A 22,455-nucleotide genomic window follows, 5' to 3' on the forward strand; every position below is an offset into this window, starting at 1 on the left:
CACACACATGCGCATCCCGTTCGATCCCCGGCGCAGCAAGCGCCGCACGAACCCCGACGGCACCATGTCCTTGGTGGAGCACCTCTCGGAGCTCCGCAGGCGCTTGCTCATCGCGCTGGCGTGGGTCGCGATCGGCACCCTGTTCGGGTTCTTCTGGTACTCGCATTCGATCTTCGGGATCGAGAGTCTCGGTGAGATCCTGCGCGGTCCCTACTGTGATCTGCCCGCCTCCTCGCGGGCCAATCTGAGCACCGACGGCGCCTGCCGATTGCTGGCGACCGCGCCCTTCGAGCAGTTCACGCTGCGCCTGAAGGTCGGCACCACCGCGGGTGTGGTGGTGGCCAGCCCGTTCTGGCTGTATCAGCTGTGGGCGTTCATCACGCCCGGTCTGTACGCCAAGGAACGCAAGTACGCGATCTCGTTCGTGGCGGCGGGCGCGGCGCTGTTCGTCACCGGTGCGGTGCTGGCGTACTGGGTGGTCGCCCACGCGCTCAGCTTCCTGATGACCATCGGCAACAACGTGCAGATCACCGCGCTCAGCGGTGCGCAGTACTTCAGCTTCATCATCAAGCTGCTGGTCATCTTCGGCGTCAGCTTCGAAACCCCTTTGCTCATCGTGGGTTTGAACTTCCTCGGGGTGCTGACCTATCAGCGGCTCACCAAGTGGCGGCGCGGACTGATCTTCGGCCTGTTCGTGTTCGCGGCCATCGTGACCCCGCAGGACCCGATCTCCATGCTGTCGCTGGCGCTCGCGCTGACGCTGCTGTTCGAGATCGCGGTGCAGTTCGCGCGCCTCAACGACAAGCGCCGGGCCCGCAATGCGGAGGCCTGGGACAAGCTGGCCGACGACGAGGCGTCCCCGCTGGACACCGCGCCCGGCGGTGTCGACGCACCGACTCCGGTGCCGACCGCGGAACCGGTGGTTGCCGCACCGCTCGAGAAAACAACGCGAGGCGTGTCGGATTACTCCGATACTCTCTGAAAAGTGACATCAAGGTCGCTTACTGGCGAACTGGCGGCATTCGCCGCCGAACTGAAATTCGAGCTCGATCCGTTCCAGCGGCAGTCGTGTGAGGCGCTCGAGGGCGGGCACAGTGTGCTCGTCTGCGCGCCCACCGGCGCCGGCAAAACCGTGGTCGGCGAGTTCGCGGTGCATCTGGCACTGGCCGCGGGCGGGAAGTGTTTCTACACCACGCCCATCAAGGCGCTCTCGAACCAGAAGTTCGCCGATCTCACCGAACGTTATGGTCGTGACGAGGTCGGCTTGCTGACCGGTGACCAGTCCATCAACCCCAATGCTTCGGTGGTGGTGATGACCACCGAGGTGCTGCGCAACATGCTGTACGCGAGTTCCGATGCGCTGCGCGGGCTTTCGTACGTCGTCATGGACGAGGTGCACTACCTGGCCGATCGCTTCCGCGGCGCGGTGTGGGAGGAGGTCATCCTGCACCTGCCGCCGGAGGTGCGCCTGGTCAGCCTGTCCGCGACGGTCTCCAATGCCGAGGAGTTCGGCGCGTGGATGGAGACCGTGCGCGGTGACACCGCGGTGATCGTGGACGAGACCCGGCCGGTGCCGCTGTGGCAGCACGTCATGGTCGGCAGGCGCATGTTCGACCTGTTCGACCCGAAGTCCAGCGACGCCAAGGTGATCGTGGACGGGGACCTGCAGCGCTACATCAAGCACCGCGAAGCCGTTGACCGGATGGACAATTGGGCGGTGCCGGGGCGGGGTCGCGGCGGGCCGCGGCGCTCGTTCCGGCCCATGCCGCGGCCGGAGGTGATCGCCCGGCTCGACGACGAGGGGCTGCTGCCGGCGATCACGTTCATCTTCAGCCGCGCCGGATGCGATGGGGCACTGGCACAGTGCGTGCGCTCGCGGCTGGATCTCTCGCGTGAGGACGATCGCGAGGAGATCGACGCCATCATCGAGAAGCACACCGGTGACCTGCCGCGCAGTGACCTCGAGGTGCTCGGGTACTGGGAGTGGCGCGAGGCGCTGCACCGCGGTTTCGCCGCGCACCACGCGGGCATGCTGCCTGCCTTCCGGCACACGGTCGAGGAACTGTTCGTGCACGGGCTGGTGCGGGCCGTGTTCGCCACGGAGACACTGGCTCTCGGCATCAATATGCCGGCGCGGACCGTGGTGCTCGAGCGGCTGGTGAAGTTCAACGGCGAGAGCCACGCCGAGCTGACGCCGGGGGAGTACACGCAGCTCACCGGGCGTGCCGGGCGGCGCGGGATCGATGTCGAGGGCCATGCGGTGGTGCTGTGGCAGCCGGAGGTGGACACCAGTGCGGTGGCGGGTCTGGCCTCGACGCGGACCTATCCGCTGCGGTCGTCGTTCCGGCCGGGCTACAACATGTCGATCAATCTGGTCGATCGCATGGGCGCGGTGGAGTCGCGGGCGCTGCTGGAGCGGTCCTTCGCCCAGTTCCAGGCCGACCGGTCGGTCGTGGGCCTGGTGCGGGGCATCGAACGCAACGAGGCCCAGCTCCGCAAGCTGCGCTCGCAGCTCGGTGACGAGAGCTTCTTCGAATACGTCCAGCTGCGCGACCGCATCCGGGACCGGGAGCGGCACCTGGAACGGCAGGGCCGCACCGACCGGCGGCAGGCCGCGGTGTCGGCGCTCACCGCGCTGCGGCGCGGGGACGTGGTGGTGATTCCGTCCGGACGCCGCCAGGGTCTGGCCGTGATCCTGGAACCCGATGCGACACCGGGTGATCCGCGTCCGCTGGTACTCACCGAGGACAAGTGGGCGGGCCGGGTCTCGGCCGCCGACTTCCCGACCCCGGCCGAATCGCTGGGCCGGCTGCGGCTGCCCAAGCATGTCGACCACCGCACCGCGCGGGTGCGCCGTGACCTGGCGTCCGCGCTGCGCAGCACCGGCATCACCGCGCCCCGGCGCGGGGGGCAGGGCGGCGGCAAGTCCAAGGCCGCCGACGACCGCGAGCTGCAGACGCTGCGGCGGGCATTGCGCAATCATCCGGCGCACTCGCGGCCGGACCGGGAACAGCTGGCGCGTATCGGCGAACGCTACAACCGGGTCGAGCGCGAGACCGAGCACCTGCGCCAGCAGGTGGCGGCCACCACCAACTCCCTGGCACGCACCTTCGACCGCATCCTCGGGCTGCTCGAGGAGCGCGGCTACGTCGAGCACGGCGAGGTCACCCAGGACGGCCGCCGCCTGGCCCGCATCTATGCCGAGGCGGATCTGGTTGTGGCGGAAAGCCTTCGGCAGGGGCTGTGGCGCGGGCTCGGCCCGGCCGAGCTGGCCGCGGTGGTGTCCATCCTGGTGTACGAATCCCGGCAGGAGGGCGGTTACCTGGGCGCTTCGGGCCCGACCGCGCCGATTCGCCGGGCCGTGGACGCCACCATCGGGGTGTGGTCGGAGTTGCGCGCCGACGAGTCCCGGCACCGGGTGCAGCCCACCCGGGAACCCGACCTCGGTTTCGTCACGGGTGTCTACACCTGGGCTCGCGGCGACGATCTCGCCGATGCGCTGCTCGCCAGCGGTGATCGCGGAAACCCGCTCTCCGCGGGCGATTTCGTACGCTGGTGCCGCCAGGTCATCGATCTGCTGGACCAGATTCACAGCACCGCCGACGACCTTGAGGTGGCGGCCACCGCGAGCAAGGCGGTGCGGGCCATCCGCCGGGGTGTCGTAGCCGTGGACGCGGCGTAGTAGATACGACTGTGCTTTGATTCTTGGATGTACCGACCGCAGTGGGAACACGAGCGTGTTCCCGCTCGGGGGGCTAGCGTGAGTACAACGGATTGCTATTGGAGGCAAGCAGATGAGCGGCCCGTACGGACCGAATGACGCCCCTGGTCAAGGGGGAGGCAACGATCCGACGCAGCAGTGGGGCGGCCAGCAGCCCGCGCCCGGCGCCGGACCGACTCAGCAGTGGGGTGGCCAGCAGCCCGCGCAGCCGACCACGCAGTGGGGCGACCCGTCGCAACAGCAGCAGCCGGCCCAGCAGTGGGGGCAGGGCCAGCCGCAGCAGCCGTGGGGGCAGTCGCAGCCGCAGCAGCCGGTGCAGCAGCCGTGGGGGCAGAGCCAGCCGCAGTGGCAGCAGCCGCAGGGCGAGCAGCAGTGGGGGCAGTCGCAGCCGCAGTGGCCGCAGCAGGGTCAGCCCGGACAGCCTGGTCAGCAGGACTGGAACCAGCAGGCGGGCCAGCAGTGGCCGCAGCCGCAGCAGCCGCCCGCGGGCAAGAAGAAGACCGGTCTGATCATCGGGATCGTGGCCGCCGTCGTGGTGGTGCTGGCCGCGGCCGGTGGTGGTCTGGCCTGGTTGCTGAGCAAGGACCAGCTGGACAACAAGGCCGTGCAGTCCGGGGTGCAGAAGGTGCTCAAGGACTCCTACGGCATCGACGACGTCCAGGACGTGAGCTGCCCGTCGGGTCAGAAGGTCGAGGTCGACAAGACCTTCGACTGCACCCTCAAGGTGGGTGGCGAGAGCAAGAAGGTGACCATCAAGATCACCAAGGATGACGGCACCTACGAGGTCGGCCGCCCCAGCTGATTTTTTCCGGGCGGGGGAAACTGGGCAATTGTGTTGGGCCCGGGCGTGATCGGACGATCGCGGCCGGGCTCTCGCGTTTGCCAGGGGTTGGCTAATCGTCGCTGACGAGTACAGTGGGCCGAAATCTTCTCGTTGATCGTGATCGGGGGGCAAGATGAATTCGACTGTTCGTATCGTGGGCTGGACCGCGACCGTGGTGGCCGTGGCGAGCGCCGGGCTGGCGTCCGCGCCGTTCGCGGGCGCCAAGGCAACCGGTCCCGTGGTCAACGACTGCATTACCAACAAGGCCGATGTGCAGCCGGCCGCCATGGTGCTGGCGTGTGGCGACGGCGGGCTCAGCGTCCGCGACATCACCTGGAGCAGTTGGGGTCCCGGCACCGCCGAGGGCGACGGCACCGAGTACCGGCGCGTGTGTCAGCCGAGCTGCGCCGCTGGGAACACCGCCACCGGTACCACCCACATCACCCTGCGCAATCTGCAGGACGGCTATTTCACCGAGGCCGCCATCACCGATCTCGACGGCAAGCCCGAGACCTGGCCCGTGGGCCCGCTACGACACTGATCAGCGCTTGGCCATGGCGGTGATGAGCCGCTTGACCGGGTTCTCGGCGTTGTAGGCGGTGGCCAGTTCCGCGAGCCGATCCGGGTCCGCCGGAGTGACGGGCAGCAGGTCCGGGCCCGAGTGTGCGACGTCGGCATCCCGGACGACCCGGACGACGGGGGCCGCGGCCTTCAGATAGTCGTCGGCGGCAACGAGTTTCGCGCGCACACCCTTGGCGAGATCGGAGTCCGGGTCGGCGGCCGCGGCGCGCAGGGCCTCCACCGAGCCGAAACGGGAGATGAGCTGGGCGGCGGACTTGTCGCCGATGCCCGCGACGCCGGGCAGGCCGTCGGAGGCGTCGCCGCGCAGGGTGGCCATATCGGCGTAGGCGGGGCCCGCATTCTCTTCCGGCACACCGTATTTGGCGGAGACCTCGGCCGGACCCCAGAGCTCCGCCTTGGCCAGGCCGCGGCCGACGTAGAAGACGCGCACCGGGGGTGCCGGGGTGTCGCGGACCAGCTGCAGCAGGTCTCGATCGCCGCTGACGACGATCACCTCGTCGGTGCCCTCCCGGGTGGCCAGGGTGCCGATCACGTCATCGGCCTCCAGGCCCTCGGCCCCGGCGGTCGCGATGCCGGCGGCCTCGAGCACCTCCATGATCATGTCGACCTGCGGGGTGAGGGTGTCCGGCACTTCCTCGGCCACGACTCCGGCGACCGGCTCGCCGGCATCCTCGGCCACCCGATGGGCCTTGTACGACGGCAGCAGGTCCACCCGGAAACGCGGCCGCCAGTCCAGGTCCAGGCACACCACCAACCGGCTCGGCGCATGCTGCTTGACCAGCGCGGCGACCATGTCGGTGAACCCGCGCAGCGCATTGACCGGCCGCCCGTCGGGTGCGGTGATCTTCTCCGGGATCGCATAGAACGCCCGGAACCACAGACTGGCCCCATCGAGCAGCAGCAGCGGACCGGCGGCAGGGGTGCTCATAGCGGTCGACCCTACCGGGACCGGCCGACAGGTCCGCGCAGCGCGGCGAAGGAGTCGGGGCAGTGGAATTCATGCCCCGCCCCAGCCGGTGGATTGCTCATCGGAATCGGCGTGGTGGCGTGCTGGTGCGGCCGGAACACCATGGCATTCGCGGGAGGATCGAAACGTACTGGGCCGCAGCGGTGTCGGGGTGCGTTCCGGTGGTGGGACAGAGTGGTGGGGTGCGAAGTTCGTCGGTGGCTGGAGGGTGGCGGGGGTTGGGGAGTAGCGTCGATGGGCATGAGCTCTCATGACGAGTCACGGTTCGCGGCGGAGGTCTACGGGACGCGGTTGGAGCGGGCGGCGCGGTTGGCGCGCAATGCGCATCTGGACGCGCTGCTCGTCACACCGGGTCCGGACCTGCGGTTCCTGATGGGTTCGCGGGCGCAGTCCTTCGAGCGGCTGACGTGCCTGGTGATCCCGGCCAGCGGGGAGACGCCCTCGGTGGTGATCCCGAAGCTGGAGCTGGCCTCGCTGAAGGGATCGGCGGCCGGTGAGCTGGGGTTGCAGATCGTGGACTGGGTGGACGGGGTGGACCCGTATCGCATTGTGCGGAACGTGCTCAATGCCGGTGCGCGGGTGGCGGTCACCGATGTCATGCCCGCCCTGCACCTGCTGCCCATTGCCGATCGGCTTGGCTCGCTACCGGTTTCGGCCACCCCGCTGCTGCGGGAGCTGCGAATGGTGAAGGACCCCAGTGAGATCGAGGCCCTGCGCCGGGCCGGCGCGGCCATCGACCGGGTGCACGCCCGCATGGCCGAGTTCCTGCGTCCCGGCCGCACCGAGGCCGAGGTGGGCGCGGATATCGCGGCCGCCATTGTCGAGGAGGGCCACACCGAGGCCGATTTCGTCATCGTGGGCAGCGGCCCGCACGGCGCGGACCCGCACCACCTGGTGTCGGACCGGGTGATCGACCCGGGTGACGTGGTGGTGATCGATATCGGCGGTCCGGTCGAGCCCGGCTACTTCTCGGATTCCACCCGCACCTACGTGCTGGGCGAGCCGAGCGAGGAGGTGGCCGCGCAGTTCGCCGAACTGGAACGCGCCCAGGCCGCCGCGGTCGCCGCCGTGCGCCCGGGCGTCACCGCCGAATCCATCGACGCCGCCGCCCGCGATGTGCTCGCCGCTGCCGGGCTGGCCGACTACTTCGTGCACCGCACCGGCCACGGCATCGGACTGTCGGTGCACGAGGAGCCCTACATCGTGGCCGGCAACGATCTGGTCATGGCACCGGGCATGGCCTTCAGCATCGAGCCGGGTATCTACTTCCCGGGGGCCTGGGGCGCGCGCATCGAGGACATCGTGATCGTCACCGAGGACGGCTGCGAGTCGATGAACAACCGCCCCCACGGACTGACCCGCCTATAACCCCACCCGATTCCGGGTCAGTGGGCAGCGTCGGCGTCGAAAGTGGCGGCGTAGCGCCAGAAGTCGCGCATGGTCGTATCTGGGGTCGGGCTGTCGACGCCGACCTGGGTCAGGAGGATGGTGACGGTGCCGCTGGCCGGGATGATGTGGGCGCAGGTGCCGGTGCCGCCGACCCAGCCGTAGCGGCCCGGCACGTTCCACGGTTCCAGCCGGGCGATGTCGACCGTGCCGCCGCAGCCCCAGCCCTGGCCCTCCAGGAACAGATCGCCGTGGGCGCGCTGGGCCGGGGTGGTGTGGTCGGTGGTCATGAGGCGAACCGCATTGGCGGACAGCAGTTTCCGGCCCTCCGGGGTGACGCCGTCGGCGAGCAGCAGGCGCGCGAAGCGGAGCCAGTCGCCGGCGGTGCCCGCGAGGCCGCCGTGACCGAGCGGGAAGGACTGTGGCGTGCTCCACTGGCCATCGGGGGCGTCGGCCAGTTCGAGGCCGGTGTCGCCGCGGCGGTAGTAGCTGGTGAAGCGGTCGCGGTGGGCGGCGGGGACGGTGAAACCGGTGTCCCGCATGCCGAGTGGTTCGAACAGCCGCTCGGCGAGGAAGTCGGGGAAGGTTCGGCCGGAGGCGCGGGCGACGAGTGCGCCCTGCAGGACCGAGCAGGTGTCGTAGAGCCATGCGGTGCCCGGTTGGGCCAGCATGGGCAGTGCGGCCAGCTCGGCCAGCCACTCGTCCATGGACGGGTAGCTCTGCGGTTCCCGGCCGTCTCGCTGTACAGGGAACAGCGCCTGGACCGCGGGCAGCTCGAAATCGGAGGCCCAGCCGTAGCCGGCTCGGGAGGTGAGCAGGTCGAAGACGGTGATCGGGCGATGGGCGGGCACCACCTCGTCGAGGGGACTGCCGGGGGTGCGGACCACGCGCGGGTGGGTGAGTTCGGGCAGCCACGGGGCGATGGGGTCGTGCAGCCCGATCACCCCGTCCTCGACGAGCATCAGCACGGCCGCTGCGGTCAGCGGTTTGGTGATCGACGCCCAGCGGAACAGCGAATCCGCGGTCATCGGGACGGTGCCGCCCGCGTGGGCCAGGCCGACGGCGGCGGTCTCCACCCGGTCGCCCCGCGCGATCAGGCCGACCGCGCCGGGCACACCGCCGTCGTCGACGTGTGCCTGCAACACTTCGCGGAGCGTGGACATGGCTCTCCCTCTCTGGTGCGCACTCGAGAGATTGGACGTGCCGTGCGCCGCAAAGTAATCGGTCGCGCACCAGCCGGGATCGGTGTCAGTGCCCGGCGGCGTCGCCCTTGAAGACGCTGCTGGCCATCACGCGCTGCACATCGATGGCGATCACGACGCGGGTCGGGTTCACCCGTGGCTGCCGGTAGCGCCCGGCGTAGCGCTCGACCGCGTCGGCCACCGAATCCGCGTCGTCGAGCACGGTGGCGGGACCCTCGAGGGTGATCCAGCGCGGGCCGTCGACCTGGCTCACCACCGCGTAGCCCGAGCGCCGCACATTGTTGACCTTGACCGACCCGTCATTGGTGATGATGCGCGCGATGCCGGCCTCCGGATCCCAGGTGAACCCGACCGCGACCACATGCGGGGTGCCGTTGGCGCGCAGCGTGGAGAGGGTGGCGAGGTGGCGTTCGGCGACGAAGTCGGCGGCGGCGGGCGACAGTTCGGGGCGTGCGGCGGTGCTGGTCATGATCCGACGCTAGCAATCCGGCCTCGGGAGCACCGGACAGTGGTCCCCGGGTGGCAAACTGTGGGCCATGGGTTTCGGATCGCGGGACGTCGACAAGGGCGTCGTGCTGGTGCTCGGCGGGCGCAGTGAGATCGGGCTGGAGGTGGCGCGACGGCTGTCGCCCGGCCGGGTGGTCATTCTGGCGGCGCGCCGCAGTGACCAGCTACAGGAACAGACGAAGGAATTGCTGATCGCCGAGGCGGCGGCGGTGCACTGCGTCGAGTTCGACGCCGACGACATGGCGTCGCACCAGCCGCTGCTGGAGAAGATCATCGCCGAGCACGGGCGCATCGGCGTGGCGGTGGTGGCATTCGGGATTCTCGGGGATCAGGCTCGGGCCGAGGAGGATCCGGCGCACGCGGTCGAGATCGTGCTGACCGATTTCGTCGCCCAGGTGAGCGTGCTCACCAGTCTGGCGAATCTGCTGCGGGAGCAGGGCGACGGTCAGATCGTGGTGTTCAGTTCCATCGCGGGTGTGCGGGTGCGGCGCGGGAACTACGTGTACGGCTCGGCGAAGACCGGCCTGGACGGCTTCGCGTCCGGGTTGCAGATGGCGTTGCACGGCAGCGGAGTTCACCTGCTCATGGTGCGATCCGGATTCGTCATCGGGCGGATGACGGCCGGGATGGAGCCCGCGCCGCTGTCGAGCACACCCGATCAGGTGGCCGACGCGGTGGTGGCGGGGCTGTATCGGCGGGTGCGGGATGTGGCGGTGCCGCGGCGGATTCGGCTGTTGTTCGTGGCCATGCGCTATGTGCCGCACTCGGTGTGGCGGCGGATGCCGCGATGACCGGAACCTCACGCCCGTTGATGCCGATTCCGGTGATCGGGATCGGTGCTGACGGCTGGGACGGTCTGGGCGGCGCGGCGCGGCGCGAGATCGCCGCATGTGAGGTATTGCTGGGCTCCGCTCGGCAATTGGTGCTGATCTCCGCGGATGCGGCGCGGGCGGAGCGGGTGCCGTGGCCTTCGCCGCTGGTGCCCGCGCTGCCGGGGCTGCTGGACCGGTACGCGGGGCGGCGGCTCGGTGTGCTGGCCAGCGGCGACCCCATGTTCTTCGGTATCGGCGTGACCTTGACGAAACTGCTTGGGGCGCAGGCCCTGCGGGTGCTGCCGTCGCCGTCGTCGGCGTCGCTGGCATGTGCACGGCTGGGCTGGGCACTCAACGAGACGCCGGTGGTGAGCGCGGTCGGGCGGCCTGTGGAGACGGTGCTCCCGGAGTTGTCCGGCGGGCGCCGGGTGCTGGTGCTGAGCTCCGACCAGCACACTCCGGCGCAGGTCGCGGAGCTGCTGGCGCGCAATGGCTTCGGCGGGTCGGCGCTCACGGTGCTGGAACAGCTCGGCGGGCCGGACGAGCGGATCGTGCGCGGCACCGCAGCGCGGTGGGACCACCCGGCCGGAGATGCGCTGAACATCGTGGCCATCGACGGTGTCGCCGACCGGGTTTCGTTGCGCCTGACGCGGATGCCGGGCCTGCCCGACGAGGTGTACGGCGGGGACGGCCAGCTCACCAAGGCCGAGGTGCGGGTGCTCACGCTCGCGGCGCTGGCGCCTGCGCCGGGCGAGCTGCTGTGGGATGTCGGGGGTGGTTCGGGCACCATCGCCATCGAGTGGTGCCGCACGAACCCGGCCTGCCGCGCCGTCGCCTTCGAGCGAATGGAGAGCCGCCGCAAGCAGATTGCGGCCAATGCCACGGCCCTGGGTGTTCCAGGTGTCGAGGTGCGTGGCGCGGCCCCGGAGTCGTTCGCGGACCTGCCCGCGCCGGACGCGCTGTTCATCGGCGGCGGGCTCACCCAGGACGACATGTTCGACGCCTGCTGGGAGCGGCTGCGCCCGGGGGGCCGCCTGGTCGCGAGCGCGGTGACCGCCGAATCCGATGTGCTGCTACTGAGCCTGGCCGAGCGGCACGGCGGTGCGTTGCGTCGTTTCCAGGTGTATCGGGCCGAGCCGCTGGGCGGCTTCACCGCCTGGCGGCCACAGCTGCCGGTGACCCAGTGGTCGGTCGTGAAACCCCGTGCGGCAGCGGGCTAGTCGACCGGGGGCAGGGCGATCGGGCCGGGTTCGAACACGGTCACCAGCACGATGAGGTTGCCGTAGGGCGCGTTCCCGTTGGCGAGACGGTGCGCGGCCCGGGCGAGGGCGGTGCGCCACCCGTACTTGGCCTCGATCTCGGCCTGCACCCGGGGCACGAAGGTGCCCGTGCTCAGCAGGCGGGCCGTGCCCTGGAGCTGGCGGGAACCGAGTTTGGGATTGCCGCGCCAGTCGCCGGGCTGCACCAGCACCCGGCCGTCCTCGGCGAGTTGCTCGGCCTCGGTGGAGAACGACGAGGTCCGGAAGGCGAGACCGTTGTCACCGATGGGGACCACCAGCCGCGGCACGGTGACCAGCCGGCGCGGGCCGGTGGTCCGGGTCACCAGCACCGTTTTCGCCTGCTGCCAGACGGCGGCCGGGCCGGAGATTTCGCCGCGCGCCGGTATCGGTGCGGGCGCCGCCGCCCCGGGGCGGGCGAACTGGGTACGCGCGGCCGCCGGGTCGATCGTCATGTCGGTCATCGCCTTCGATCCTTCCGTGCCGAATTCCATTGCCGGGCTCGGTGCCGGGCACAGAGCGAGGCGGTGCAACGGCACCACACAGCGATTGCCATGTATTCGCTCATTCGGCGGCGACCATCTCGCTGTGGGCCGGTCCGGCACAGTGGCACAAGAGCGACACACGGGCCAGCCCATTGAGTTTCACCACATGGCACTCGTGGGCCACCCTGCCCCAACACTTCTCGACCACGTCGAGCCCGTCCCTTCGATAGTCCAGGCGTTCCGCAGATCTGGCAACAACACAGGTCAGACGTCGTGAATCTGTAGCGGGGAGATCGCTCGGGGCGGAAGATCCGCCGCAGCAGGGCCCGAAGGATCCCTGCAAAGCCGCCGGGCCACGAGTTCGGCGAAGGTGAGCCCCAGGGGAGTGCGCGCCTCCCAGCGGCGCACCGTCCACCCGACCGTGGGACAGCGGGTGATACCGGTTGTCCTTCTCGAACCAGGTGAGGTCGTCGCGACCCGGCAGGTGTGGAACATGGTTGCTCGACCTGCGGGGGCCGGGTTTGGCCTAGGCTGCTCGGCGTGAGTGCCGCTGGGTCGCGAACGATTGCTTTGCCGCAGTGCCGGGTGAGCTGTGCCGAGTACGGTGCGGGAGAGGGAATGCCGGTTCTGTACTGCCACGGCGTACCTGGAACACATTTGGAGGGTGAGGCTTTCGATGCGGCCGGGGTGGCGGCGGGAATTCGCGTCATCGCGGTCGATCGGCCCGGAATGGCGGAATCGTCGCTGCCGGCGGGGGCGCGGGTGGCGGACTGGGTCGGCACGGTGGCCGCGCTGGCGGATCGGCTGGGGCTGGGGCGATTCGGGGTCATCGGGGTGAGCGGCGGCGGGCCCTTTGCGCTGGCGGTCGCGGCTGGGCTGCCCGGCCGGGTAACGGGTGTGGCGCTCATTTCCGCGCCCGCGCCGCTCGGTGAACAGGCCGACGCCGCGGACCTCGATCCGGTGGCGCGCCGGCGTCGGCGGGGGCTGAATGTCCTGCGGCGGGCCCCTTTTCTGGTGTATCCGATGGCGATGGAGATGTCGCTGGTGATCCGCCGGCGGAAGGGGGTCGCGGGATTGGTCGCGCAGATGGCGGACGTGGATCGCAAGCGGGTCGAGGGCGATCCCGAGCTGGCCGACAAGCTGGAGGCCAATCTGCGGCGCAGTTTCGAGCAGGGCAGCCGTGGTTTCGCTTCCGACATTCGCCTGGTCTTCACCCGCGAATGGGGATTCCGGCTGTCCGACGTGACCGTGCCGGTGCAGGTCTGGCACGGGGAGGCCGACGGCAATGTCCCCGCCGACGATGCCCGCCGGCTCGCCGCGGCGCTCCCGGACGCCCGGCTGCACCTCGTGCCCGGCGCGGGCCACCTGCTGTTCGTCGACCGTGCGGCCGACATCCTCGCCTCCCTCGAAATCGGCAACACGCCGTGACCGGCGGGCGTCGGGCAACGGTGCAGCCGAGGTCAGAGGCCGACGAGTTCGGCAGGGGTGGACATGTCCTGCTACGCCCTGTGTCGATCGAGATGCGTTGCCGCGCTACCCCAGTGCGTGGGCGGTGGTGTATCCGAGCAGCGCCGCGCCGAGCCCCGCGATGATGCTGACGGCGACATTGAGCGTGGCGTACAGATACGAGCGCTGCTCGGCGAGACGGATGGTCTCGTAGCCGAACGTGCTGTACGTGGTCAGTGCGCCACAGAATCCGGTGCCGACGAGCGCGTAGGTGGGAGACGAGACCGCGGCGCCGGTGAGCGAGCCCAGGATCAGGCAGCCGGTGAGGTTGACCGTCAGTGTGCCCCAGGGGAAGACGCTGTCGTGGCGGGTCTGGATGGCGCGGTCGGTGAGATACCGCGCCGGGGCGCCGACCATCGCGCCGAGAATGACGAGCAGCGCGGTCATGCGGTGGCCTCCCGGCGTCGGGCGATCTGGTGGGTGCCGGCCGCGCGGGTGAGACGGACCGCGACCAGGGTCGCCAGCAGCGCGCACACCAGGGTGGCGGCCATGTAGGTGAATGCCGTTGCGACCGTGCCCGGTTGCAGCAGTCCGCGGGTTTCGTTGGCGTAGGTGGAGAAGGTGGTGAATCCGCCGAGGATGCCGACGCCGAGGAACGGGCGCACCAGCGGATGGGCGGTGATGGTCTCGGTGACGATCACCATCAGCACGCCGATGAGGAAGCAGCCGGCCACATTGGTGAGGAAGGTGGCCCACGGGAAGCCGGCGACCGGGGTGGGCCACTCCAGCGCGAGCCCGTATCGGGCCAGCGCACCGAGCGCCCCGCCGATCGAGATCACGGTCAGGATCGCACCGTGCGATCGCGACAGTTCCTGTGGTTGCCCGGGTTGATGCAGATCGACATCGGGGTCGATCGGTTCGAAGATCTCGACCTTACGGGTCGAATCCAGCTCACTGCTCACACACGTCTCCTACTCCAGCGCACCCCGAGGGTGTCATTGTGGGGTAGGGACTGTTGGCGGCTGGTGGCCGCGGTTGTTCCGTGAGTTCGGAGCGGCGAGCCCCACCGCCGCATCTCGAACAGGATAACGAGCCTACGCGGGTCTCCGCTGACGATGTGGGTCAGATCACCCCCCATCCGTCGCCGCTTCCGGGTGCGGACGCTGCATCCGGGGTCGCGGGGTCGCCGGTGGGTAGCCGTGCCAGCGCTGGAAGACGCGGCGGAAGGAACGGGGGTCCTGGCCGAGTTTCGTTGAGATGGAACGGATCCGATGGCTTCGCGGGGAGGCTGGCCCAGCTTCGGGTGGTGAAATCGACGACTTCGAGCGCCGAGTGATTTGACTCGGTCGCGTAGCCGGGTTCAGTATGGGTCGGTCAGCACCTCGCTAGGCGAGGCTCCTGTACGAACACAGGCCACTGATCCGACGACGTCGAGAGACGCCCAGGGTTAGGACAGATCTCCCCGGATTAAGGGGTGATCCGAAGTGGCTTCCCGCGAAGGGATACGTCGTGCAGTGCCGAAGCTCTGACGAGAGGGGTGCCCGCAATGTCACTGGTCGTGGCATTGTTTCCCCTCCGCCCGGTGCGACACCCGTAGATGTGGTCGACGCGCGTGCGTCCCGGCGGCAAGGAGGTGAGGGGCGAATGAGTTCCGGCTTTAGTCCGTATCCCAGTCCGGTTCGAAAACCATTGTCGTTCCCGGCTTGCCGCGCACTGAGCGCTTTCTGAAGCATTCGGAATTCCGTGGCGGGCCGATCCTCCGAAGGAGTTCTCTCATGGCCGTCATCGCATTTCCGCGTACCCGTACCCCGCTGACCGTCCTGTCGGTGCTCGGCGACTCGGCGCGGCGGGTTCGCGCGCGCCACCACCTGACCGAATCCGAGCGCGCCAACCTGCGCATCGCCCGGTCCCGGGTCGCGGTCTACACCGCCTCGCTGGGCGGTCACCCCTACCACGCGTAGGCCCTCGGGGCCGCGGGCCGACGCCCGCGGCCGCGGCGGGAGGGTGGTCTTCACAGCGGTTTCTCAGCGGCCGGACGGCACAGTGTTCGCGTGACAAACCATGTGACACTTCCTGATTCGGCCCGGTCCGGGCTGCCCGTCAAGGTTCCGCAGATCACCGCGCTGTTCTGGTTGATCAAGGTGCTCTCCACCGGAATGGGAGAGACCTTCTCCGACTTCCTCGTCAAGCACCTGCCGCCGCTGCTGGCGGTCGGTGGTGCCCTGGTGCTCTTCACCGTGAGCCTGGCCGCCCAGATCCGCGCACCCCGCTACCGCGTCTGGACCTATTGGATCGCCGTGGTCATGGTGGCCATCTTCGGCACCATGGTCGCCGACATCGTGGATTTCGTGGTCGGCATTCCGCTGGGGATCTCGACCGTGCTGTTCCTGGCCCTGCTCGCGGGCGTGCTGCTGCTCTGGTACCGCGTCGAGGGCACCCTGGACGTGCACAGTATCGATACCCGCCGGCGCGAAGGCTTCTACTGGACCACGGTCGTGGTGACCTTCGCGCTCGGCACCGTCGCCGGCGACTTCACCGCCGCGACACTGCATTTGGGCTACCTGGTGTCGTCACTGCTGTTCGCCGTCGCGATCGCGGTGCCGGCGGTGGCCTGGCGCTGGGGCGGGATCGATCCGGTGCTCGCCTTCTGGGCCGCCTACGTGGTCACCCGCCCGCTGGGCGCCTCGGTGACCGACTGGCTCGCCTCCGACCGCAGCGACGGCCTGAACCTGGGCACCGGCTGGGTCACCCTCGCCGCAGCGGTTCCCATGGTCGTGCTCATCGCGGTGCTCGCGCGCCGTCAGGACCGGGTGCAGGCGGTCGGCGTGCACCCGTGACGTCGAGAAGGGCTGCAGCGCTGGGGGTTCGGGAACCTGCCACGGTGTCGAATCGACGCTCGGCAGGTTTCAGGTCGACGCGCGGCAGGTTTCAGGGCTGTTCGCCGATATTGCCGATGACCTGGTTGAGGTGGGCGCGGCCGTCCTCGAGCTGGTAGGTGACGCCCGCGATGGCGCAGCGGCCGGAGTCGACCGCGTGCGAGATGATCTGCGAGCGCTCCATCAGCACGCGGCTGGTCTCGGCCACGTGCCGGGCCTCGAGCTCGTCGACGGTGCTCAGGCCCTCGCGGCGGCCGAGCAGGATGGACGGCGTGACGCGTTCGACGAGACTGCGGATGAACCCGCCGGGGACCGCCCCGCCGTCGAGCGCGTCGAGGGTGGCCTTCACGGCGCCGCAGCTGTCGTGGCCGAGCACCACGATCAGCGGGACATTGAGCACCTGCACGCCGTATTCGATGGAACCCAGCACCGAGCTGTCGATGACGTGCCCGGCCGTGCGGACCACGAACATGTCGCCGAGGCCCTGGTCGAAGATGATCTCGGCGGCGACCCGGGAATCGCCGCAGCCGAACAGGATGGCGGTGGGGTGCTGGCCGCCGACCAGCTCGGCGCGGTGACCGGCGCCCTGGCTGGGGTGGACCTGGGTGCCCCGCATGAAACGCTCGTTGCCTTCGCGAAGAGATTTCCAGGCGCTGATCGGATTTGAGTGAGGCATATGTCCGATTCTGCACATCGGCGATCGGGTGTGCCGACCCACCCCGTCCGTTCGTGTTCCGGACGCTTGGTCCGATGACGCGCGGGATTCGACGGTCGGACGACCATCATTGCGTCTATTGGTTTGTGCAACAAAGGGATTCGTGACGTGCCGAGATCGGTGTGTCGCCTGGCGTGGCGCGGTGCAGGTTTACCCACCTCCGCGATATCCATTACAATCTCTTTGGTTTCGGTCCCGTTCGGCCCGGCCGGACGCGGTGGAGTTGTTCGACGTTTTCGGCGCGCGGGATTGGAGACTGTGATGACGGTGTCGGCCGTGACCGATTCACCCCTCGACCATGGCGCGATTCGCGTGCGGATCGATGCCGCCCTGCACGAATTCCTCGACCGTAAGGCCGAATCGGCGGCGGCCTGCCGGCTGCCCGCGGACGTGGTGGGCGCGGTCCGCTCCTTCCTGTTCGCCCGCGGGAACCGGATCCGGTCCCTGTTCTGTGTCCTCGGCTGGTACGCGGGCGGCGGGATCGAACTGCCGGACGCGGTGGTGCGGACCGCGGCCGCGGTCGAACTCCTGCACACCGCCACGCTGATCCACGACGACCTCCTCGACGATCGCGACACCCGCGACGGGCGGCCCACCGTGCATCGCATCGCCGCCGACCGCAGCCGGCGGGTCCGGGACGGGCACGCGGCCGAACGGTTCGGCGCGCGCAGCGCCATCGTCCTCGGCGACTGCGGCCTGGGCTGGGCCCAGGAGCTGCTGCACGGCGCCGGACTCTCCCCGGCGCAGAGCGCGGCGGCCGCGGCGGTGCTCGACACTCTGCGCACCGAGGTGAACTACGGCCGCTATCTGGAACTGGTCACCAGCGGCCGCCCGACCTCGGATCTGGATCAGGCGCTGGAGATCCTGCGCTATCGCACCGTGGCATGCATGGTGGAGCGGCCCCTGCACGTCGGCGCGGCGCTCGCCGACGCGGACGCGGACATGATGGGGGCGCTGACCGCCTACGCCTGCCCGCTGGGCGAGGCCGCGCGGCTGCAGGACGAGCTGCGCAACGTCTTCCACGACGTCGAGCCGGTCGGCCACGCCGGCCTGCAGGATCTGCGCGAGGGCAGGCACACCGTCCTGCTCGCCCTGGCCCTGCGCCATGCCACCCCCGAGCGCCGCGACCACCTGACCGGGCTCGTGGGCAATGCGCGCCTGGACGAGTCCGGCGCCGCGCTCTGCCGCGACATCCTTTCCGTCACAGCACGTTTCGAAGTGGAGCGGATGATCGGGCAGCGCCGGATGCTGATCGGGACCGCACTCGACGACACCCGGATCCCCGAATTCGCGGCGGCGGGACTGCGCACTGCCGCCGACATGATCATCGGCTGAGGCGCCGCCGGCGGCCACCTCGCGGCCCGCGCCGAGCGCGAGTTCGGCGTTCTGGCTCGTTGCCGTCGCGTAGGCCGGTTCCTCTGTTACGGTGGCCAAGGCCGGTCCCGGGATCGGCTGGAGCACAAGAGAATTGACTGGTTATGACGCATGGCGGCGTTGCCGATGGGGCACAGGCCGTGGGTGGAGAGTCACGCGTGCCGCTGTACTCGGCCGAGTTCGCGGCGGATCCACATCGTATCTATCGTGAGCTGCGGGCGCGATTCGGATCGCTGGCGCCGGTGGAGCTGGCGCCGGGCGTGCCGGCCACACTGGTGATCGGGTACCGGACCGCACTGCGAATCCTCAATGACCCGGAGCATTTTCCCGCCGATCCGCGCGTATGGCAGCGCACCGCGCCGCCGGACAGCCCGGTCATGCCGATGCTCGAATGGCGGCCCAATGCGCTGCGCAGCAGCGGATCCGATCATCGGCGGTACCGGACGGTCAATGTGGCCGCACTCGATGCGGTGGATCCGCACGCCCTGCACGCGACCGTGGAACGGGTCGCGGTACCGCTGATCAACGCGTTCTGCGCGGACGGGAGCGCGGATCTGGTGTCGCAGTACGCGTTTCCGCTCGCGTTCCACATGATCAACGCACTGCTGGGCTGCCCGCCGGCCATCGGGCAGCGCATCGCGGCCGGTCAGGCGGCGATCTGGGAGGGTGTCGACGCCGAGGCCGGGAACCAGATGATCACCTCGGCCGTGCTGGAGCTGGTCGTGCTCAAACGCGCCCAGCCCGGCGACGACGTCGTGTCAAGGCTGGTCGCGCACCCGGCGGAGCTCACCGACGAGGAGATGATCCACCAGATCGTCACCCTCTACGGCGCGGGCATCGAACCCGAGCAGAACCTCATCGTCAACACCCTGCGGCTCATGCTCACCGACACCCGGTTCGCGGGAAACCTGCTGGGCGGCAGCCTGTCCACCCGCGGCGCCCTGGACGAGGTGCTGTTCACCGACCCGCCCGGCGCCAACTACTGCGTCAGCTATCCGCGGCATCCGATTCTCGTCGACGGCGTGTGGCTGCCCGCGCATCAGCCGGTGGTGGTGAGCATGGCGGCCTGCAACAACGATCCCGCGGTCGGCGCGCGCGAATTCACCGACAACCGCGCGCATCTCGCGTGGAGCGTCGGACCGCACGCGTGCCCGGCCCGGTCACCGGCCTACCTCATCGCCCAGGACGCCATCGACCAGCTGCTCGACGCGCTGCCGGAACTGCGGCTCGCCGTCCCCGATGCCGAATTGATCTGGCGGCCAGGGCCTTTCCATCGCGCGCTGAGCGCACTCCCCGTCGTTTTCCCGCCGGCCCTGCCCATGCACGTGAACTGAGGAGAACACCGATGACCGCCGAACCCATCACCCTCGACCCCACCGGCGTCGACACCCACGGCGAGATCGCCCGGCTCCGCGAGCGCGGGCCCGCCACCCTGGTGGAGCTGCCCGGTGGGGTGCGCGCGTGGTCGGTCACCGATACCCGCCTGCTCGAACTGCTGCTCACCGACGCCCGCGTGTCCAAGGACGCGCGTCAGCACTGGCCCGCGTTCGTCAACGGTGAGGTGCAGTCCGACTGGCCGCTGTTCGCGTGGGTGGCGGTGAACAATATGTTCACCGCCTACGGCGCCGACCACCGGCGACTGCGCAAGCTCGTCGCGCCCTCCTTCACCGCGCGTCGCAGCGCCGCCCTGCAGCCGCAGATCGAGGCCATCACCGCGGAACTGCTCGACACTCTGGCCGCGCTGCCCGCCGGCGAGGTGGTCGACCTGCGCGAGGCGTTCTGCTACCGGCTGCCCATCCGCGTCATCTCCGAATTGATGGGCGTCCCGGACGAGATGCTGCCCGGCCTGCGGGTCTGCGCCGACGGGCTGTTCGACACCACCCTCGGCGCGGAGGAAGCGGCGGCCAACTACTTCGAGCTCTACCGCCTGCTCGGCGAACTCGTCGCCCGCAAGCGGGCCGAGCCCGGCGACGACCTGACCAGCGCGCTCATCGCCGCCCGCGACGACGAGGACGGTTCGCGGCTGACCGAGCAGGAACTGGTCGACACCCTGCTGCTGGTCATCAGCGCGGGCCACGAGACCACCATCAACCTGCTCGACCAGGCCATCACCGCAGCCCTCGGGCACCCCGATCAGCTGAAGGCGCTGCGCGCGGGGGAGGTCGCCTGGCCCGAACTGGTCGAGGAGTCACTGCGTTTCGAGACCGCGGCCGTGCATGCCCCGCTGCGGTTCGCCGTCGAGGACATCGACTACGAGGACGTCCACATCGCCAAGGGCGACCCCATCATCGTCTGCTACGCCGCCCCCGGCCGCGACGTGAAGGTGCACGGCGACACCGCCGCCGAATTCGACCTCACCCGGGAGAACAAGAGCCACATGGCTTTCGGTCACGGCGTCCACCACTGCCTCGGCGCGCCCCTGGCCCGCCTGGAAGCGAACATCGCACTCCCACAGCTCTTCCACCGCTTCCCCGACCTGCGCCTGGCCGTCCCGGTGGACGAACTCCCCGCGCTGCCCAGCTTCATCTCCAACGGCCACGCGTCGCTGCCCGTCCATCTCACCGCCGACCGGTAGCCCGCGCAGGCGGCGGTATCAGGGCACGATGACGGCGCGGCCGCGCATCGTGCCCGCCGCCGGCCGCCGATACGCTGCCTCGTACGGGCTGATGCCGAATCCGACTCGCGCCGCGGACGTTCCGTCGCCGAGGCCGACGAGGGCCACCTCGGAATCCAGCCCCGCCACCGCCCTCGCGATGTCGACGGTCGGCCGATAGCCGACGAAATCCAGCGCCAGGCCCGCCCCGGCGCTGCCGGCCGATCTTGCGAACGTTCTCCGCCGCCCGGACGTCCGACAGCACCGCCTCGTGCGCGCCAACGGATTTCGCGAACCCCTGCATGTCGCCGGATATCACGAAATCATCGGAGTGATACACGCCCGCCGCGGTGACCTTCAACGGCACCTGCCCGGGCGCGGGTTCGTGCGTGGGCCCGGCGACATCTTGCGATGCGCGTTCGGCGATAGCGTGGGCCGATGAGTTTGGGCGAGTGGCGCGGTCAGTAGGGAGGAACAACGAACCGCAGCCGTGCCGCTGTGAGGTGACGGATCGATGGCCGGGCCATCACCGCGCTCTCACCGGCAGGCTGCGCTGAGCCGGGAGGTTATTTCGAGTGTCGAACGCTATTTCTCGTGACGAGTTGTGGGCCATGGCTCACGCCGAACGTGCGGCGCTGGCCGATGATCTCGCCGATCTGACCGATCGGCAGTGGGCGGTGCGGTCGCTGTGCGGAGAGTGGACGGTGGAAGAGGTCGTCGCCCACCTCACCGCGGCGGCGAGTACCGGCCGAATCCGGTGGCTGGTCAGCGCTTTCGGGGCCCGCTTCGACTTCGAGAAACACAATGCCCGGCGGCTGGCCGAGCATCGCGGCGCGACTCCCGCGGAGACGTTGGACCGGTTCCGGGCGATCATCACCAGCACCACCGCGCCGTTCGGCCACACGGCTGCCTGGCTCGGTGAGGTGGTCGTCCACGGCCAGGACATCCGCCGTCCGCTGGGACTGCCGCGTGAGCCGTCGATCGAGGCCGTCACCGAGGTCGCCCGGTTCTTCGCCAGCCGGGACTTCACCGTCCGCAGCCGCAGCGCTATCGAAGATCTGCGGCTGGAAGCGACCGACGGACCCTTCGCCATCGGAACCGGCCCTCTGGTCAGCGGAACGACGATCGCCTTGACCATGGCGATGGCAGGGAGAGCCGCCTACTGCGACGACCTCACCGGACCCGGCGTGGCGACGCTGCGCAGTCGTCTCTGAAACTGTCCCGGACCGGCTCCTCCGCCACGACTAGGGCCTGAGGACGATCTTGCCGTGGGTGTGGCGGCGGTCGAGTTCGGTGTAGGCCTCGCGGACCTGTGCCAGCGGGTAGACGTTCGCGATCGGGACTTCGAGGTGTCCGTCGGCGATCAGGCCGGCCAACTCGGCGAGTATCGCGCCGCCGGGCCCGGCCTCCGCTCCGCCGTCGGTCTTCACCCCGTACTGCGCGGCTGCGGCGTAATCGGCGATGGTGTCGATCCGCTCGGTCGCGACGCCGAGGGCGAGGGCCACCTCGACGTACCCTTTGCCGAAGGTGTCGATGAAGGCGTCGACACCGCCGGGGGCGGCGGCCTTGATCCGGTCCGCGACGTCGTCGCCGTATGGGATCGGGATCACGCCGCGGCTGCGCAGCCACTCGTGGTTGCTCTCGCTCGCCAGGCCGATGACCCGCGACACTTCGGTGCCTGCCGAACCT

General features: G+C 69.6%; 23 protein-coding genes and 1 riboswitch. Of the genes, 14 read left to right on the forward strand and 9 right to left on the reverse strand.

Annotation, left to right across the window (positions count from 1 at the left end; all coding sequences use genetic code 11):
• Positions 1-7 precede the first annotated feature (7 nt).
• The 4 genes from tatC (at position 8) to ACFXIV_RS25325 (ending at position 5,085) form a co-directional block, all read left to right on the forward strand.
• Entirely contained in the window at positions 8-982 is a 975-nt protein-coding gene (gene tatC / locus ACFXIV_RS25310) for a twin-arginine translocase subunit TatC (protein ID WP_379400096.1), read from the forward strand.
• 3 nt (positions 983-985) lie between these two features.
• The gene (locus ACFXIV_RS25315; RefSeq protein ID WP_379400095.1) at positions 986-3,682 is read left to right on the forward strand and encodes a DEAD/DEAH box helicase; all 2,697 of its coding nucleotides are present in this window, start codon (positions 986-988) and stop codon (positions 3,680-3,682) included.
• A 112-nt stretch (positions 3,683-3,794) separates the two neighbouring features.
• On the forward strand, positions 3,795-4,523 hold the full coding sequence (locus ACFXIV_RS25320; protein ID WP_379400094.1) for a DUF4333 domain-containing protein: 729 nt from the start codon (positions 3,795-3,797) through the stop codon (positions 4,521-4,523).
• A 154-nt stretch (positions 4,524-4,677) separates the two neighbouring features.
• Positions 4,678-5,085, forward strand: coding sequence for a hypothetical protein (locus ACFXIV_RS25325; RefSeq protein WP_379400093.1), 408 nt, complete (start codon positions 4,678-4,680; stop codon positions 5,083-5,085).
• Here ACFXIV_RS25325 and ACFXIV_RS25330 read toward each other — a convergent pair whose 3' ends face one another.
• Positions 5,086-6,054 carry a 5'-3' exonuclease H3TH domain-containing protein gene (locus ACFXIV_RS25330; RefSeq protein WP_379400092.1) on the reverse strand — a complete coding sequence of 323 codons (969 nt, stop codon included), beginning with the start codon at positions 6,052-6,054 and terminating at the stop codon, positions 5,086-5,088.
• 279 nt (positions 6,055-6,333) lie between these two features.
• On the opposite strand from ACFXIV_RS25330, the gene ACFXIV_RS25335 reads away from it, so the two are divergent.
• Positions 6,334-7,461, forward strand: coding sequence for a M24 family metallopeptidase (locus ACFXIV_RS25335; RefSeq protein WP_379400090.1), 1,128 nt, complete (start codon positions 6,334-6,336; stop codon positions 7,459-7,461).
• Positions 7,462-7,478: 17 nt separating this feature from the next.
• On the opposite strand, the gene ACFXIV_RS25340 is transcribed toward ACFXIV_RS25335, so the two are convergent.
• Positions 7,479-8,642, reverse strand: a complete 1,164-nt coding sequence (locus tag ACFXIV_RS25340) for a serine hydrolase domain-containing protein (protein ID WP_379400088.1) — start codon at positions 8,640-8,642, stop codon at positions 7,479-7,481.
• An 85-nt stretch (positions 8,643-8,727) separates the two neighbouring features.
• Positions 8,728-9,150 carry a PPOX class F420-dependent oxidoreductase gene (locus tag ACFXIV_RS25345; RefSeq protein ID WP_379400087.1) on the reverse strand — a complete coding sequence of 141 codons (423 nt, stop codon included), beginning with the start codon at positions 9,148-9,150 and terminating at the stop codon, positions 8,728-8,730.
• Positions 9,151-9,217: 67 nt separating this feature from the next.
• Here ACFXIV_RS25345 and ACFXIV_RS25350 point away from each other — a divergent pair, with 67 nt between their 5' ends.
• Together ACFXIV_RS25350 and cbiE are read left to right on the forward strand one after the other, a co-directional pair.
• A complete protein-coding gene (locus ACFXIV_RS25350; RefSeq protein WP_379400086.1) occupies positions 9,218-9,979 on the forward strand; it encodes an SDR family NAD(P)-dependent oxidoreductase in 762 nt (253 codons plus the stop codon).
• Entirely contained in the window at positions 9,976-11,220 is a 1,245-nt protein-coding gene (gene cbiE / locus ACFXIV_RS25355; protein WP_379400085.1) for a precorrin-6y C5,15-methyltransferase (decarboxylating) subunit CbiE, read from the forward strand. The genes ACFXIV_RS25350 and cbiE overlap by 4 nt, the downstream gene beginning before the upstream one ends.
• Here the strand turns inward: cbiE and ACFXIV_RS25360 are convergent.
• Positions 11,217-11,741, reverse strand: coding sequence for a hypothetical protein (locus ACFXIV_RS25360; RefSeq protein ID WP_379400084.1), 525 nt, complete (start codon positions 11,739-11,741; stop codon positions 11,217-11,219). The two genes, cbiE and ACFXIV_RS25360, sit on opposite strands and share 4 nt — an antisense overlap.
• Positions 11,742-12,380: 639 nt before the next feature.
• Here ACFXIV_RS25360 and ACFXIV_RS25365 point away from each other — a divergent pair.
• Positions 12,381-13,190, forward strand: a complete 810-nt coding sequence (locus ACFXIV_RS25365) for an alpha/beta fold hydrolase (protein WP_379400083.1) — start codon at positions 12,381-12,383, stop codon at positions 13,188-13,190.
• A 105-nt stretch (positions 13,191-13,295) separates the two neighbouring features.
• Here ACFXIV_RS25365 and crcB read toward each other — a convergent pair whose 3' ends face one another.
• Together crcB and ACFXIV_RS25375 are read right to left on the reverse strand one after the other, a co-directional pair.
• Positions 13,296-13,655: a fluoride efflux transporter CrcB gene (gene crcB, locus ACFXIV_RS25370; RefSeq protein WP_379400082.1), complete on the reverse strand. Its 360-nt coding sequence runs from the start codon at positions 13,653-13,655 to the stop codon at positions 13,296-13,298.
• The gene (locus ACFXIV_RS25375) at positions 13,652-14,170 is read right to left on the reverse strand and encodes a fluoride efflux transporter FluC (protein ID WP_379400081.1); all 519 of its coding nucleotides are present in this window, start codon (positions 14,168-14,170) and stop codon (positions 13,652-13,654) included. Before ACFXIV_RS25375 ends, crcB begins: the two co-directional genes overlap by 4 nt.
• Before the next feature lie 412 nt (positions 14,171-14,582).
• A riboswitch (M-box (ykoK) riboswitch) is annotated at positions 14,583-14,752 on the forward strand.
• 231 nt (positions 14,753-14,983) lie between these two features.
• Here ACFXIV_RS25375 and ACFXIV_RS25380 point away from each other — a divergent pair.
• Together ACFXIV_RS25380 and ACFXIV_RS25385 are read left to right on the forward strand one after the other, a co-directional pair.
• The gene (locus ACFXIV_RS25380) at positions 14,984-15,169 is read left to right on the forward strand and encodes a hypothetical protein (RefSeq protein ID WP_354833141.1); all 186 of its coding nucleotides are present in this window, start codon (positions 14,984-14,986) and stop codon (positions 15,167-15,169) included.
• A gap of 90 nt (positions 15,170-15,259) precedes the next feature.
• Positions 15,260-16,045, forward strand: coding sequence for a hypothetical protein (locus ACFXIV_RS25385; protein ID WP_379400079.1), 786 nt, complete (start codon positions 15,260-15,262; stop codon positions 16,043-16,045).
• Between the two features lie 91 nt (positions 16,046-16,136).
• Here the strand turns inward: ACFXIV_RS25385 and ACFXIV_RS25390 are convergent, their stop codons facing one another.
• Entirely contained in the window at positions 16,137-16,760 is a 624-nt protein-coding gene (locus ACFXIV_RS25390) for a carbonic anhydrase (protein WP_364609999.1), read from the reverse strand.
• Between the two features lie 315 nt (positions 16,761-17,075).
• Between ACFXIV_RS25390 and ACFXIV_RS25395 the strand changes: the two genes are divergently transcribed.
• From ACFXIV_RS25395 to ACFXIV_RS25405, 3 genes are all read left to right on the forward strand, one after another.
• A complete protein-coding gene (locus ACFXIV_RS25395; RefSeq protein ID WP_379400078.1) occupies positions 17,076-18,134 on the forward strand; it encodes a polyprenyl synthetase family protein in 1,059 nt (352 codons plus the stop codon).
• 143 nt (positions 18,135-18,277) lie between these two features.
• Complete coding sequence (locus ACFXIV_RS25400) at positions 18,278-19,507, forward strand: cytochrome P450 (RefSeq protein WP_379400077.1); 1,230 nt, start codon at positions 18,278-18,280, stop codon at positions 19,505-19,507.
• 11 nt (positions 19,508-19,518) lie between these two features.
• Entirely contained in the window at positions 19,519-20,748 is a 1,230-nt protein-coding gene (locus tag ACFXIV_RS25405; RefSeq protein ID WP_379400076.1) for a cytochrome P450, read from the forward strand.
• A gap of 18 nt (positions 20,749-20,766) precedes the next feature.
• Here ACFXIV_RS25405 and ACFXIV_RS25410 read toward each other — a convergent pair whose 3' ends face one another.
• Complete coding sequence (locus ACFXIV_RS25410; protein WP_379400075.1) at positions 20,767-20,916, reverse strand: hypothetical protein; 150 nt, start codon at positions 20,914-20,916, stop codon at positions 20,767-20,769.
• Positions 20,917-21,341: 425 nt separating this feature from the next.
• On the opposite strand from ACFXIV_RS25410, the gene ACFXIV_RS25415 reads away from it, so the two are divergent.
• Complete coding sequence (locus ACFXIV_RS25415; RefSeq protein ID WP_379400074.1) at positions 21,342-21,980, forward strand: maleylpyruvate isomerase family mycothiol-dependent enzyme; 639 nt, start codon at positions 21,342-21,344, stop codon at positions 21,978-21,980.
• A 30-nt stretch (positions 21,981-22,010) separates the two neighbouring features.
• On the opposite strand, the gene ACFXIV_RS25420 is transcribed toward ACFXIV_RS25415, so the two are convergent.
• Positions 22,011-22,436, reverse strand: coding sequence for a zinc-binding dehydrogenase (locus ACFXIV_RS25420; protein ID WP_379400073.1), 426 nt, complete (start codon positions 22,434-22,436; stop codon positions 22,011-22,013).
• Positions 22,437-22,455 lie beyond the last annotated feature (19 nt).

The sequence above is a fragment of the Nocardia sp. NPDC059236 genome, from assembly GCF_042754085.1.
GTDB lineage: Bacteria > Actinomycetota > Actinomycetes > Mycobacteriales > Mycobacteriaceae > Nocardia.

What these genes read in the sequence shown, in the direction of transcription:
- cbiE (WP_379400085.1), top strand. Translation starts at nt 9,976, where the DNA reads ATGACCGGAACCTCACGCCCGTTGATGCCGATTCCGGTGATCGGGATC.
- tatC (WP_379400096.1), top strand. Translation starts at nt 8, where the DNA reads ATGCGCATCCCGTTCGATCCCCGGCGCAGCAAGCGCCGCACGAACCCC.
- ACFXIV_RS25330 (WP_379400092.1), bottom strand. Translation starts at nt 6,054, where the DNA reads ATGAGCACCCCTGCCGCCGGTCCGCTGCTGCTGCTCGATGGGGCCAGT.
- ACFXIV_RS25335 (WP_379400090.1), top strand. Translation starts at nt 6,334, where the DNA reads ATGAGCTCTCATGACGAGTCACGGTTCGCGGCGGAGGTCTACGGGACG.
- crcB (WP_379400082.1), bottom strand. Translation starts at nt 13,655, where the DNA reads ATGACCGCGCTGCTCGTCATTCTCGGCGCGATGGTCGGCGCCCCGGCG.
- ACFXIV_RS25380 (WP_354833141.1), top strand. Translation starts at nt 14,984, where the DNA reads ATGGCCGTCATCGCATTTCCGCGTACCCGTACCCCGCTGACCGTCCTG.
- ACFXIV_RS25360 (WP_379400084.1), bottom strand. Translation starts at nt 11,741, where the DNA reads ATGACCGACATGACGATCGACCCGGCGGCCGCGCGTACCCAGTTCGCC.
- ACFXIV_RS25400 (WP_379400077.1), top strand. Translation starts at nt 18,278, where the DNA reads ATGACGCATGGCGGCGTTGCCGATGGGGCACAGGCCGTGGGTGGAGAG.
- ACFXIV_RS25325 (WP_379400093.1), top strand. Translation starts at nt 4,678, where the DNA reads ATGAATTCGACTGTTCGTATCGTGGGCTGGACCGCGACCGTGGTGGCC.
- ACFXIV_RS25350 (WP_379400086.1), top strand. Translation starts at nt 9,218, where the DNA reads ATGGGTTTCGGATCGCGGGACGTCGACAAGGGCGTCGTGCTGGTGCTC.
- ACFXIV_RS25405 (WP_379400076.1), top strand. Translation starts at nt 19,519, where the DNA reads ATGACCGCCGAACCCATCACCCTCGACCCCACCGGCGTCGACACCCAC.
- ACFXIV_RS25365 (WP_379400083.1), top strand. Translation starts at nt 12,381, where the DNA reads ATGCCGGTTCTGTACTGCCACGGCGTACCTGGAACACATTTGGAGGGT.
- ACFXIV_RS25345 (WP_379400087.1), bottom strand. Translation starts at nt 9,150, where the DNA reads ATGACCAGCACCGCCGCACGCCCCGAACTGTCGCCCGCCGCCGCCGAC.
- ACFXIV_RS25320 (WP_379400094.1), top strand. Translation starts at nt 3,795, where the DNA reads ATGAGCGGCCCGTACGGACCGAATGACGCCCCTGGTCAAGGGGGAGGC.
- ACFXIV_RS25390 (WP_364609999.1), bottom strand. Translation starts at nt 16,760, where the DNA reads ATGCCTCACTCAAATCCGATCAGCGCCTGGAAATCTCTTCGCGAAGGC.
- ACFXIV_RS25340 (WP_379400088.1), bottom strand. Translation starts at nt 8,642, where the DNA reads ATGTCCACGCTCCGCGAAGTGTTGCAGGCACACGTCGACGACGGCGGT.